Source organism: Sphingobium sp. CECT 9361, assembly GCF_918741285.1.
Classification (GTDB): domain Bacteria; phylum Pseudomonadota; class Alphaproteobacteria; order Sphingomonadales; family Sphingomonadaceae; genus Sphingobium.
Map to the genome: position 1 here is coordinate 640229 of NZ_CAKKNC010000001.1, position 13935 is coordinate 654163.

The following is a 13935-nucleotide window of genomic DNA, read 5'->3' on the forward strand; positions in this document are numbered from 1 at the left end:
CTCCTGTCGCATGACGTGCGGGAGCCCCGTCTCCGCGTCCCCGCAATATCGCTGAGATCGTGAACGCGGCCATGGATATGCCTACCACCCCCTCCGATATTGCCATGCCCCCTGAACGGGGCAGCGCCCTTCGGCGCGGCGTCTCCTGGGTAAGTGCCCATCGGCCTGAATCTGCGGCTATCGTGACGGGGCTGGTCGTCCTGCTCCTGATTGTCCTTTTGCTGTATACAGAGGTCGACAGCAACGGGCACCGCTCATGGAGCATCGGCGCCGCGCGCGACACGTCGACACTGAGCGCACCGGATATCGCCAATCTCGATCACCGCCTTGCGGCGCTGAAACCCGGCACGCCAGGATTTGCCGAACGTGCGGACGACCATCTCAAACTGCTTTCGACGCTAAAGCTGGTGAAGGGCCGCTCCGGAATCGCGCTCGACCGGCATCTGATGCGATTTATTGCCGTCACCAGGGGCGAATTTTTGCGGGGCGATGGCAATGCAGCCTATGAATCCGCGGAACAGGCTTTCGGCCTTATCGACAGTGCTGAGGTGCGGCAGCTAGCGGCGCGCCGTCTGGCGCTGTTTACGATGCAGGGCCCGTTTATGGCGCCGGACCGGCTGGATCGGCTGTTCCGCACCTTGGCCTTGGCGGACCGCTCCTGCCCGGCCGCTACGCAGGGCTGCGACGCGCTGATGCGCGACTTTGCGCTCTATTTCGCGGCGCATGCCACTATCAGCGCGGACGCACAGCAATCGGCATTCCTGCTCGCCCGGCGGATCGGCAATGCGCCGATGCGCGTGCAGACCTATCGCGAAATCGGGACGTTGATGATGCGCCCGACTTTGGGCAATCGGACCGACGGCGGGCTAATCGATGCTGCCAATGCGGCGCTGCTGGTCAAACAGGGCAAGACCGCCGTGGCCGCCGCCGCCGCGCTTTCGGTGCGCTCGGGCAAGAACCGCGACGGCATGTTGCGTATGGTGGCCGACCGGCTGCTCACGGACGGCAATGTTCTGGACGGGCTGGACGCAGCTCTGGCGATTGCCGATCCGGCCTTGCGCGATGCGGCCCTGCTTCGCGTCGTCAATGTCGGCAGCGGCCGCGGTTACATGCACGAGGCGCAAGTTGCGCAATTCCGGATCGAGGACACAGACCGGCAGACGATGGCAAACATGCTGATCGGTCTGGCCCTCGTCAGGCCGGGATATCAGACGCAGGCACAGCCTTATCTGGCAGGCGCGTTGCCCGCTGTCTCCGCAATGAAGAACGCTGGCGCCCGACAGGCTGCTGCGGCTTATGGCGCGCGCGCCTTGGCCGAGGCGGACGATCTGGATGGCGCGATGGAACTATTGAGTCTGGCGGGTCGCAATACGCCACTCACTGACGCTGCGTTGATACGCATCGCCGACCACTACATCCGCGTGAAGGACGCCAAGAGCCTTGCGGATCTCGCCGATTGGACGACAGGCGGACCGGCGGGAGACCTGATCGGCCGGGCTGCGGCCATCGCCTATCGGTCGGGCGATTTTGCGCTGGCCGAACGGCTGGTTGCGCAGGCACCCGACGATAATGCGTGGCTTCACGCGGCAGCGCGGCTGGCGATGGCAGGCTACACGGCAAAGCCGTGGGTCGCCAATGCCCGGTCGCGTCTGGCGGCGATGCCGACCACCGACCCCAAAGGTGAAGTCGATCAGGCCTATGCCGATGCGGCCCTCGCAATTGCGCAGGGCAATTACGCTCTGTCCTCTCGCGGATTGCCGATGATAACCGACCTCGCCCTGCGGGGCGAGGTGGCCCGTAGCCTGGGCGTCGCGCTGCTACGCAAGGGCGATTATAGAGGCGCGATAGCCTTGCAGCGCAATTTTCCGGCGATGGATACGGCGAATGCCGATGCCTTCAGGGCCGATCTGGCTGTGGAGCTTGGCAAGATCGGTGCGATCCGTGCCGCCGCGTATACCGCAAGGTCCATGATGGACGTGGATAAGCGCGTTCGCACCTTCCGGACTATCGCAGGGCTTCAGGCCAATCGCCTCGATCATTTTTCGGCGCTTCAGGGACAGGAGCAGCCCCTGATACCCGATACGGGTCGTCAGACGGTTCCGGTGCCGGAGTTTGAGCGCGATTTCTATGCCACCTTTGATGTTAGGCAGCAGAAACTGGGGGATTATCTGCCCCGTCTTCCCAACAGCGATGCCGTCGACGGATCGACCGTGCGAAGCGCTTTGCCGCACAATGACAATAGCGGTCATCTCGACATCATTCCGCTGGTGAACAACGATTATAACAAGAAATTCCTGACGGCCCGCTCTGTACAGGATGACTGGACGCTGGTTGGCGCGACTATCGTCATGGCGGCGCAATCGAGCCGCCATCCGGTCTATCTGCACTTGAGCCGCGGACGCCTCGATATTCCGCAGCTCTGGGAACAACTGACGCTTCGGGGGCAGGGGCAATTTCTGCTGCGCAACGGCCGCACCTACACCTTGCGCGCGCCGCTGTTCGTCAGCGATGGCGCGACTCTGACCGTATCGGGCAGCGATGTGAAGGCATTGCGACTGTCTACGGAGCGCGCCAGCTTCATCGTGAACGCCGGGGACATGCGGATTGCGGACGTCACGCTGGTCGGCTGGACCGAAAGCACCGGTGCGCCGACGCCGATGACCTACGATACCCGCCACGATTTCCGACCTTTCTACATCGCCTGGAGCAATTCGGCGACGCGGGCAGTCGGCACCCAGTTTCTCAATCTGGGATATGCGGCGGGTAAGGCGTACGGGATGACGCTGACCTACGGTCCGGTCTCCCTGCTGCAGCGTAACGTCGAACAGGTGCGTCCGCCGACCGGCACGCTGGTTGAGAACAGCTTCCAGAATATGCTCTACGGTTTCTACAGTTACGAAGCCAATGACGTGCAGGTCGTGGGCAACGAATATCGCGATAATATCGTATATGGCATCGATCCGCACGATCGCTCGCACAAGCTGCTGTTCGCCTACAACACCGTCTACGGTTCGCTCAAGAAGCACGGCATCATCGGCTCGCGCAACGTCGAGGATAGCTGGTACATCGGCAATCTGACGTTCGACAACAAGGGGTCGGGCATGATGATGGACCGCTATGCCGGTCGCAACATCATGTATGCCAACACGGCCTTCGACAATCATTCGAACGGCATTTCGATCTACGAAAGCCCGTGCAACATCATCGCTTCGAACAGCGTGTTCAACAATGGCCGCTCCGGCATCACGGTACGCAACAGCTGGGACGTGGGCATTTTCCGCAATACGATCCGCGACAACCGCAATCTGGGTATCGAGGGCTATGCCGTCGAGTTCGTGACGAAGCCGGGGGCTCCGTCGCGTAACCTTCTGCTCGATCCCTATGAGCAATTCCTGTCCGCCGCTGCGGTTTCCAACCGTGTGAAGAATAACGGGCAGGGCGCTTTGGGCATGACGGGCATGGGGGCGATGCTGCTGGAGGACAATACGCTGATCGGTTCGTCCAAGCGTCTGTTCCTCAACGATCTGAAACGCGCGGAAAACGGCCTCGGTTCGCGGCAGGCCGACGGTGTGATGGTGTCGGGCGCCTGCCCGCGTCCCAAGCGGCCCTATGCCTGCCCGTTCGTGCAGCAAAACTATCTGTCGGGTGAGCTGGCGGCTGCACCGTCGGTCGGTCGCCCTTTCCCGTCCTGTCCGGGCAACACCATCGTCAACGCCGCGACCCAACAGGGCGCTGCCGGCTTTGCCCCGGATCGTGCGCGTGAGGACGATGTCGAGGACTCTGCTGATTTGCTTCCCCCGGCGGCCCCTAGAAAGAGGCGTTCGCTATGAAAAGGTCGGTCCTGATCTCCGGCGTCGTCCTGCTCTGGCTGGGGACGATGGCGCTGGGCGCCTACATCTTCAAGGTTGCGCCTCCCAATCCCATCGTTCAGGCCGATGACGCCGTCCGGCTTGCGGTTGCGCAGGACGATCGCCTCGCCTTCGCGGCAAATCTCAAGCGGCTGGAGGCACTGTCTCCCGCGCTGGCTTCGCTGCGGCGCTATGAGAATGTCGGCAAGACGGTTCTGCCCTTGCCGCCGGAGCAGATTGCCGACGCAAAGACTGCGGCACGGCTGGCGACACTGAAATATCCAGAGACGCGCGACGAGGCGGAACGCCAATATGCGTTCGAACTGGCCCTGACCGCTGCCACGGCATCGCGCGGCATAGCGACGTTGCAGCGTATGGCGGCAACGGGCGACGCCGCTGCGATTGCGCTGCTGGCGGAAAGCCTGGAAAGCATCAACCTGCGCCGGGGCGAGGTGGGTCCGCTATGGCGCTCCATCGCGATGAAGCGTTCGCAAGCGGCGCTCAAGACCGCAGAGTTTCTCAGCTTTCAGCCGAAATTGACGCTCAGCACCTATGAATCGCGCGATTACCGCCGCGTGGCGGAGCGCCTCATGCGGCGCGAAGCCTCTTCCGGCAACACGACATCGATGGTCAGCCTGGGCGATTTGCTGCGCGAACGCGGTCGGGCGCAGGATATCCGGCAGGCGCGCGAATTTTATGAGCAGGCCAATGCGGCAGGCTCCGTGCGCGCCATGGTGCGGCTTGCCGACTTGCTTCTCAGCCCCGGCTTCACTCCGGCGGAGGCGCGGCGCGCGTTTGACCTTTTGCAGAATGCGGCCAAAAGGGGATCGTCGCAGGCCTCCTATATCATGGCGGAAAACTATCGGCTCGGCCGCGGTGTGCCGGTCGATAATCGCAAGGCCTACGCCTATTATCAGGTGGCGGCGCGCGGTGGCAGCGCGGGCGCACAAGTGCGACTGGGCGATTTCGAGGCGCAGGGGACAGTCGGTACACCCGACCCGCAAAAGGCCTTCGCCTGGTACAACGGCGCCGCTGCGGCTGGCAGTGCATCGGCCTATGCCCGACTGGCGCAGGCCTACATGCCGGGCGGCACGATGCCGCAGGACAATGCCAAGGCCGTCGAATATTATACCGCAGCGGCCAAGCGCGGCAGCATCCGGGCGATGTCGCAACTGGCCGAAATCTATCGTGTCGGGCAAATCGTCGATCGCGATATCGAACAGTCGAACGAATGGGCCCTGCGCGCCGTCAATGCAGGCAGCACGAACAACAATCTGCGCATCATCGCTGCGCAGGCCGTGGTGGTGGGCGGCATCAGCCCTGCCGAACTCAGCCGCGCCAAGGAACTGCTCAATCTGGCGATAGCAGGGGGCAGCGTAGAGGCGCGCACCAAGCTGGGCGGTCTGCTCCTGTCCATCGGCGACCCCCAAAGCGCGGCGCAGGCGATGGAGCTGTTCAAGCAGGCAGCGGCCAGCGGCAATGGCGAAGCGCTTGCGTCTCTCGCGTCGATCTATGCTTCGGGCAATGGGGTTCCGGTCAATCCTGAACTCAGCTTCCAATATTACAAGCTGGCGGCCAGTCGCGGCACGGCTTCGGGTTTCCGCGGCATGGGGGTCGCCTATGCGGCGGGCTTCGGCGTGCCCAAGGATATTCGCCGGGCGATCTCTTATTATGAGCGTGGCGCTGCGCTTGGCGATCTCAAGGCGATCATCCTTCTGGCCGGATGCTATATCGATGGATGCGGTGCCCGGCCTCAGCCTGCGCGGGGCAATGCCCTGATCGTCAGCGTGTTCGGGCGCGGCAATAACGACGTCGATTTCCAGACGGCGATCCTGATGCTGAAGGGCGAAGCGCCGGGGTCCGAGGCGGAGGCAATCCGCATCCTGACCAGCGCGGCGCAGCGGGGCTATGGCCCGGCTCGCGCCGTCTTGCGCAGCATGAACCAGTTCGACCCGCGCCAGCAGCAGAAAATCGACCAGCAGCGGCGTGAAAACCTCCTGCTTGCGGGAGCAAAAGGATGACCGACGCACCTTTGGAACTGACATCGGCCCAACGCCGTCATCCGCGCCATTGGCGCCATATCCTGGCTGCACTGCTGGCGTTCGCCTTGGGCAGCATAGCAATCAACTTCACGGCAACGCGTGCCAGCAACGGCACAGCGATTCAGGATGGGTTTGCCAGCGGCGCGCTCGAAACGATCACGCCTGTGGACCTGGCGCCCTGGTGGCTCGTCGCCAGAGCGCAACTCGATTGCCAGCAACTGATGCCACTGGTTTCTGGCAATCTGACCGTCGGTGCCGCCATCGCCCGCCCGCAGTTCGCGCTGGCGGATCGCAAGGTGAATGCCTGCGTGCTGCTCGCCAGCGCCGTCGAGCGCAAACGTCTGTCCGGCAACATGCGGGAGGTGTCGCGCCGCGACGGTTTTCACACGGCGGGCAGTCTGACCTTGCCTGCGATGGCGATGCTGGGCGTTGCGGCTACCCGGTGGGCCAGTGCCTCGATTCTGCTGGGGGCGACTGCCTGCGGACTGTGGTTCATCTGCACGGCGCCTGCGATGGGCGGACGACGGGATCGGATTGCGGCAACTGCCTGCATGATGGGCGCTGCGGCTTTCATCCTCGCCATTCCCGGATCGTTGACTGCCATACCGACGATCGCGCTGCTCGTCGTCAGCCTCGTGGGCATCCTGATCGCGCTGCGAAAGCACGGGGCCGCGCCTGACTCTCTGTATGTCGCCGCTCCGTTCATGGCGGCGGCTCTGGTCTCTCTGGATCCTGCGGGCGGCAGCGTCCCGGTGGGGCTGGGCTGCATGATGCTGCTTGCCCGGATGGTCGGGCCAACGGCGGCGGATCGCCCGGTCGTGCTGCGCACGGCGGTGCTCTACATGCTCACGGTCCTGCTGTGCTGGTTCACTTACGCAGCGCTGGTGGGCGTGACGAGCGGCTGGAACTATGCAGCTCTGGTCCTGCGCGATCAACTGATGGATACCCGCGAAGCCGGGCGCATCGGCGATTTCATTGCGGGTGCCACCGGCACCTACAAATGGCTGAGCGGTGAAAATCTGCTGGGGCCGCTTGGCGCGTTCGATCTGCTGTTTACCGTTTTGTTCGGGCTGATGATCTACGCCGCGGTGGAGCCGCTCCATCCCAGGGCGGGGCGGCTCGAACCGCTGATGACGGCGCTGCTCGCCGTCGCGCCCGTGGTGCTGTGGGCGCTGCTCTATCCGGGCGACTGGCGTCGGGCGGAGGAGCAATATGTCCTGCCGCTGATGTGGCTGATTGCCATTGCAATGGCGGGGCCGTTCGTCCTGCTCATCGAATTTGCACGGCGCATCGCCCGCCGCCGCCCGGCGTCACCGGCCCCTGCGAAAGCTACTTCTGTTGCTTGACGACCGCGCCTATCGCCGGTTCGCCGGTGCCGTACAGCGCGGTCATGTTTCCGCCGATGCGGCTCGATCCCATGGGGCGATATTTCTCCAGCCATTTGACCACGCGTTTGTCGTGGAAGCGCGCATAATAGGGTTCAATCCATGCGAGCGAGGACTCGTTGTACAGGTCCTCCTGCTCATATCCGGCCTTGCGGCCGATCACGTCGGGATCGTCCAGCGCGGCCAGATTGAGGTCGATCAGTTTCTGCAGACGATTGCCGCGCTCGGCATACATTTTGATGCCGTTGGTTTCGCCCGCTTCGGCGATCATGACCAGCGGGAGCAAAGCGAACATGTGATAGCTTGCAGCCTTGGTGCGTCGCGCCATTTCCAGGTCGAGCGAGCCATCGTCGCGGATCTGGCCGACGGCAAATCGATACCGGTCGATGCCCCAATCGAACAAGGTCTTGTCGCCGGTGGCGAGGCCAGCGGACAGCACACCCCATGCCGCCCAGTACAGGTGATTGTTCTGCCGGCTCTTCATCTCCGTGTGCGTGGAAAAATCCTCTTTGGCTTTATATGCAATATCGCTAATCCATTTGCGGATTCGGGCTTTCTTCGCTGCGTCGTCGGACGCGGACTGAACCTTCAGATAGGTGGTGGCAAAGCTGCCCAGTTCCCATTTGCGCACCGATTGCCCCTGCCGGTTGATCTGCCCCAGGAACGCGCCACCTTTTGCCCAGGCATCCAGCCAGTCGAGCGCGCAGCGCGCTTCGGCATTGGCTGTCGTATTGCCTTCCACATAGTTGTCGGCGCGCTTCACGATGAACTTCACATAGGCTTTGATGGGCGCGATATCCGCTGTGTATTCCGCTTCGGATTCCTTGTCGACAATCGTGGAATTGTTGAGCTTTCCGGCCTTTTCTCCATATTTGCTGACGGTCTGAATGTCGACGACGGCAATGGGGGCGGTCGGGCATTCGAACGCTTCGCTATCGGTCGACGGGGCCATCGTCACCAGCGCAGGATACAGCGTCGCTGGCTCCCAGGCGCGCGCCGCGCAGCCCGTGAAGGCGGACGATACAAGCAGGCAAGATACGGTCTTGATGGCCATGCGATGCATAGAGCCTCCACAGATTTGAGGGCAGGATGAATAACGGTTCGAACTCTTCGTATTGCGTTCGCGGTGCGACCGCTAGCATATTTGCGATTGCTGTTGCATTAACGCATGGATTGGCCGTCGCGCAAAACATGCGCAGCGGTTCTCCGGTCGCGGCGGTGCACGGTCCGTTACGCGCTTTCCAGCCAAGCGACGGCTTTATCGACCCGGCCCCGACCCGTTACGCCTTCTGCCGCGCGTCGCTGCGGACGAAGAGTTACGCGCTGCCATCGAAGCAAGTGTTCGAAGGCGACACGGGCTGGTTCTTCCATGCCGATGAACTCGATTCGAATCCGTCGATAACGCCCGATCTGCTGGACGATTTCACGCGCCTGACGCGGACGCTGGCACAGCGCGGGACCAAACTGGTGGTGGTGGTGCCGCCGCCGCGCGGCTTGCTCGCGTACAGCCATTTGCCGCCGCAGGCGCGCGGGACCATGGCGACGCCATATGACGCCCGCCTCCGGGCATACCAGTCCTTCGTCGATCATATTCGCCGGGCCGGGCCGATGGTGCCGGATATATTGGCGGAGGCCAATCGGAATGGCGTTTCGTTGGATCGTCTGACCAGCCCTTCGGACATGCACTGGTCCACGACCGGGGCATGGGTCACGTCGCTTGCCGTCACGCGCCAGATTGCCCCGCAAAAGCTGAAAGGCGGCGTTCCTCCACTGATGGGAACGGCGTCGCTGGTGGGGGCGGAGTCCTATCGCACCACGCTCGATACCCTGTGCCGCACGCCGGGGCGGGGGCAGACGGTCCGTGCTTTCACTCTCCCTGCTACGCCCGCTACGCAGAACCGCGCGGACATCATCTTGGTCGGCACCAGCTTTTCGGCGCTCACCCATCGCTACGGGTTCGCACCATTCGTTCAGGCCTATTCCGGCATGGCTACGCAGAACCTGGCCGTCGCTGGCGGCGGGCCGCTGACGGCGTTCCGGCAATATGCTGCGTCCGAACGGTTCAAGACGGACAAGCCCAAATATCTCATCTGGGAATTTTCGCCGTCCATGATGTCCGATGCCGGTTTCGCCAGCCAGCTTGGGGGTGTGCTGCGAACGGCATGCCCGGCCAACACGCCAGCGACCAGCGCAGCATTGGGCGCAGGCCTCAGCGCCCTTGCCACCGGGGAGGACATTGCGAACGCCGCCCCGGAAGGCGCACCGATCCAGATGACCGTCAAAAGCGACAATGCCGCTTTCAAGCGCTTCACTGTCTTCCTGAACTATGTCGACGGGCGTCAGGATACCGTCGACATGGATAGCCGCGCCGCCCCCGACATGGCGGCGAACTATACCTTCATCCTGCCAGACGACCGCGCGCTCCTGTCCGACATCGCGGTGCGCAGCAATGACCCGTTGTCCGGCACGCTGCGCACGCAGCTTTGTCCGGCCGTCGATCCTATCGATCCCAATCCCGCAACACCGACCTTGTTCAGCCGCCTGGCGGCTTGGTTCAAGTCCTTTTGGAGCTAAGCCCATGACATTATCCCGCTCTACCCGCGTTCTTTTGCTGGCTACGACTGGCTTCTGCCTGCCCACGGCGGCGCTGGCCGCGGCCTGCCCGGCCCCGGTCAGCGAGCGTGCTGCTCCGGCACCGACCGGGAAGAGCAAGCCGCCCGTGGAACCGGCGGCCCGCGCTTTCTACGATGCCGACATCATGCGCCGCGCGGGCAGGCGGGAGGAAGCCGACACCATCTATACGCGCCTGCTCAACACGCCTGCCGACCGTCGCCAGACGGCGCGGCGTGCCGCTCTGCGGCTGTCGCAATCGGCTCTCACGCGCGATGATTATGCCGTGGCGCGCGATTTTGCCGCCCGGGCAGCGGCAAAGGGCGCCAATGCCGATATCGCGGCGCAAGCGGCCTATCTCGTCAAGCGCATCGACTATGCGCAGACTGTCGCTGCGCGCGGTGCGGCCTATGATGCCGTGTCGGCGCGCCGTATGGCCGGGGAACCTGCCGCAGAGTTGCTGCCTGCTTACGATGCGCTGCTCGCCGCGCCTTGCCCCTATGCGGAGGATTATCACGCGCGCATCCATCTTCAGATTGCCGATGTGAAAGCGGAATCGGGCGATGTCGACGGTGCGCGCGCCAGCCTTGGCGATGCGGCGCGCGAAGCGACCGGCCTTGCCGATCCCGCTCGCACCACCCGCATCCGGGAGCGCGCGGCGCAGGCAGAGCGCGATATCGATGCCTCGTTGCTGATCCGCGAAGGCGATGCGCTGGCCGATGCCGATCCCGCCGATACCGTCGGTGCCGAGGCGCGCTATCGTCAGGTGCTGGCCATGACACCGCCGCCGTCCGTCAGCCGCCTCATCAGCGCGCATTTCGGCCTGTCAAACATCGCGACCGATCGCGGCAATTTCGCCGCTGCCCGCGCCGAACTCGACACCGCCAAGTCCCTCGCCACGCCTGAACAGATGCCCCGCGTCGATCAGAAATTCGCCCAACTCGCCCAGCGCGAGATCGACTACACCGCGCGCGGTCGCATCGACGTTGCGCAGACCGGATCGCGCACCCATCCCACCGAAAGCCTCGCGATGCTCGACGCCGTCATCGCGCAGCAGCCCGCGCCGTCCCCTGCCGTCATCCAGTCCGCGCAACTCACGCAAGCCGACATCCTGCGCCGCGAGCGTTTCTATGTGAAGGCGCGCAGCATCGTCCAGACCGTCACCGCCGCCCCACAGAACGAGCGCCTCACCGAGCGCGCCAACGCCGTCCTCGCCCGGATCGAAGCGGACAATCCCAAGCAGTCGCTGCACGGGTCGATCGTCACGGGCATATCCTATGACACCAACGCCCCCGCGCTGGTCAATTCGCTCCGTACCGAAGTCGACGATGACGGCTATCCCAATAATCAGCGGTTCGACGACACCAGCGCACTGGTCCGCGCACAGATCGATCACCGGGTGCGCCTCAACGAAAATGGCGACCAATGGCGCACGCGCTTCACTGGCCTGCAAACCGCGCAGTTCAAACTGGACCGCATCAACCGCAGCGTGCTGGACGTCGAGACAGGCCCCTATTTCAACTTGCCCGCCGCGCGCCTGACGCTGGGCATCGTGGCGATTGCTGCGGGCGAATGGCGCTCGGGCGATTTCGTGCAGTCCAACTTCGGCGGCGGCATCAACCTTGAAAAGCGTCTCGCCGGACAGATGGTGCTGGGCGCTGCCTATGAACTGACCAAGCGCAGCGACCGTCGCGCCGGGCTGGACGGCACGTCGCACAACGGTCGCCTGTGGCTGCGCGATACCGTCGGCCTCGGCCAGACTCTGCGCGGCGAAGCGGTCATCCTGCGCCGCGATGTGGACAATCCCGCGCTCGATACCTGGCGCTACGGTGCCAGCCTTGCCTATTCCTACGAATGGGGGGATCGCGACACCGTCGGCTACACTGTCTCGGTGGAGCCGGGCTATCAGTTCATCGACTACCGCCGCTTCGCCGGGTTCGATCGCCATGACGAGCGGATCACGGCCGACGTGGAAGCGGGCGCGACCTTCCGCCGCCAATGGTATGCCGGCCTCATCTATCAATTGAACGACGTCAATTCGAACACGCTGTCGGGGGAGCGCCTCGCCAACCACCGCTTCGGCATCCGCTTCGGCTATCTGTTCTGATCCAGCCCGCCGTTCCCCTGCTTTCGCGGGGGAACAATGGGTACATAGCACGGATAATTACACGCCCAATGTCCGTTCCAGATGACCAGCCCGTCAGGGCCTGAAAACAAAGGGGGACAGGGGCACAACATGTGCCTCTGTCCCCCTTTTGTTCACGACCGGAATCCCGCGGAAATCCGCCATTTCCGCGCCGCGAACGCGCTACGGGCTGCGTCATCCGGCCACTACAGCTTGTGCTTAACGCACCGCGTCAACCCCTAGCATTGGTGGCGCGAACAAATATTTGCGCCCAATCGCGCAAAAATTCTGTGGCGCTTTTTTGACTATGGAGTAACATTCGGGTCGGCTTCGGGGGCGAGGCCGGGGGAAGCGGCGCTAGTGCGCCATTCCATGCGCTGTGCTGGGTTTTTGGATAGGGAAGAGGAGGTTACTTATGCGACATTTCGCACGCATGCCCGATTCGACCCGGGCCTGCCCGCCAAAGGCAGCGGCGCGGCAACATCCGTCACCGCGCCAGCGCTTTTACGCTTCGTTCTCTTCTTCTTCGAACGTCACGGCCACGTCGCCATTGGCGGACAGCCGCACTGTCTTGCCGTCGTCCTCGACTGCGGCGATCAGGCCTTTGCCGATGAAGTGGTGGTGGCCCTTATGACTGCCTTCGCCACTGTCCGCCTTGGTCAGCTTGATGCGGTCGCCCTGCATGTGGTCCACGGTGCCGACATGCACGCCGTCCGCGCCGATCACGTCGGCATGTTCCTTGATAGTGCTCGTATCGACCATGATATTGCTCCTGTACCGGGGGTGGTGACGTTTGAACGCACCGCCGCGTGGCATGGGGCCAGCCGCCCGCAACTTTTCACCGCATTCACTGCACGTCCGGAGTAATCCCATGTCCCTTCTTCAAGCGTCCAAGCAGTACAAGCCCTTCGAATATCCCTGGGCCTTCGACTTCTGGAAGCGTCAGCAGCAGATCCACTGGATGCCTGAGGAAGTGCCTTTGGGTGAGGATTGCCGCGACTGGGCGCAAAAGCTCTCCGATCATGAGCGCAACCTGCTCACGCAGATTTTCCGCTTCTTCACACAGGCCGATGTCGAGGTGCAGGATTGCTACCACGACAAATATGGCCGCGTGTTCAAGCCGACCGAAGTCAAGATGATGCTCACTGCGTTCAGCAATATGGAAACCATCCATATCGCCGCCTACAGCCATCTGCTCGACACCATCGGCATGCCCGAAAGCGAATATGGCGCGTTCCTGGAATATCAGGAAATGCGCGACAAGCATGATTATATGCAGCAATTCGGCGTCGACAGTGACGAGGATATCGCCCGCACGCTGGCCATGTTCGGCGGCTTTACCGAAGGGCTGCAACTCTTCGCCAGCTTCGCGATGCTGATGAACTTCCCCCGCTTCAACAAGATGAAGGGCATGGGCCAGATCGTCACCTGGTCGATCCGCGACGAAACCCTCCATTGCGAAGGCATCGTCAAGATGTTCCACACCTTCGTCAAGGAACGCGGCTGCCTGACCAAGGCTGTGCGCGAAGACATCATCGATTGCTGCCAGAAGACCGTGCGGCTGGAAGATGCCTTCATCGATCTGGCGTTCGAAATGGGTCCGGTCCCCGGCATGACTGCCAAGGAGATCAAGAAGTACATCCGCTTCATCGCCGACTGGCGTCTGGGGCAACTGGGTTTCCAGCCGATCTACATGATCGAGGAACACCCCCTGCCATGGCTCGCCCCGCTGCTGAACGGCGTGGAGCACGCCAACTTCTTCGAAACCCGCGCCACCGAATACTCAAAGGGCGCCACCCGCGGCAACTGGAACGAAGTGTGGGACAGCTTCGATCGCCGCAAGAAGCTCAAGGCGAACGATACGGTCGAGGACGAAACGGGCGACGACATGTTCAAGCAGGCGGGGATCGCGGCGGAGTAAGGGG

At 63.0% G+C, this 13935-nt stretch carries 8 protein-coding genes; 6 read left to right on the top strand and 2 right to left on the bottom strand.

Translation table 11 applies throughout. The annotated features are described in order from the left end of the window. Positions 1-77 precede the first annotated feature (77 nt). The 3 genes from LQ220_RS02780 to LQ220_RS02790 are packed head-to-tail and all read left to right on the top strand — an operon-like array spanning position 78 to position 7236. Entirely contained in the window at positions 78-3830 is a 3753-nt protein-coding gene (locus LQ220_RS02780; protein WP_230186741.1) for a right-handed parallel beta-helix repeat-containing protein, read from the top strand. Further along, on the top strand, positions 3827-5869 hold the full coding sequence (locus LQ220_RS02785) for a tetratricopeptide repeat protein (RefSeq protein ID WP_230186742.1): 2043 nt from the start codon (positions 3827-3829) through the stop codon (positions 5867-5869). The genes LQ220_RS02780 and LQ220_RS02785 overlap by 4 nt, the downstream gene beginning before the upstream one ends. After that, positions 5866-7236 carry a hypothetical protein gene (locus LQ220_RS02790; RefSeq protein ID WP_230186743.1) on the top strand — a complete coding sequence of 457 codons (1371 nt, stop codon included), beginning with the start codon at positions 5866-5868 and terminating at the stop codon, positions 7234-7236. The genes LQ220_RS02785 and LQ220_RS02790 overlap by 4 nt, the downstream gene beginning before the upstream one ends. Here the strand turns inward: LQ220_RS02790 and LQ220_RS02795 are convergent. Next, on the bottom strand, positions 7220-8329 hold the full coding sequence (locus LQ220_RS02795) for an alginate lyase family protein (protein WP_230186744.1): 1110 nt from the start codon (positions 8327-8329) through the stop codon (positions 7220-7222). The genes LQ220_RS02790 and LQ220_RS02795 overlap by 17 nt on opposite strands. A gap of 137 nt (positions 8330-8466) precedes the next feature. On the opposite strand from LQ220_RS02795, the gene LQ220_RS02800 reads away from it, so the two are divergent. After that, positions 8467-9849 (top strand): hypothetical protein, encoded by a 1383-nt coding sequence (locus LQ220_RS02800; protein ID WP_230186745.1) that lies wholly within the window; start codon positions 8467-8469, stop codon positions 9847-9849. Positions 9850-9853: 4 nt separating this feature from the next. After that, entirely contained in the window at positions 9854-11992 is a 2139-nt protein-coding gene (locus tag LQ220_RS02805; RefSeq protein ID WP_230186746.1) for a transporter, read from the top strand. Positions 11993-12514: 522 nt separating this feature from the next. On the opposite strand, the gene LQ220_RS02810 is transcribed toward LQ220_RS02805, so the two are convergent. Then, on the bottom strand, positions 12515-12772 hold the full coding sequence (locus tag LQ220_RS02810) for a DUF2171 domain-containing protein (RefSeq protein WP_230186747.1): 258 nt from the start codon (positions 12770-12772) through the stop codon (positions 12515-12517). Between the two features lie 109 nt (positions 12773-12881). Here LQ220_RS02810 and LQ220_RS02815 point away from each other — a divergent pair, with 109 nt between their 5' ends. After that, on the top strand, positions 12882-13931 hold the full coding sequence (locus tag LQ220_RS02815; protein ID WP_230186748.1) for a ribonucleotide-diphosphate reductase subunit beta: 1050 nt from the start codon (positions 12882-12884) through the stop codon (positions 13929-13931). The last annotated feature ends 4 nt before the right edge of the window (positions 13932-13935 follow it).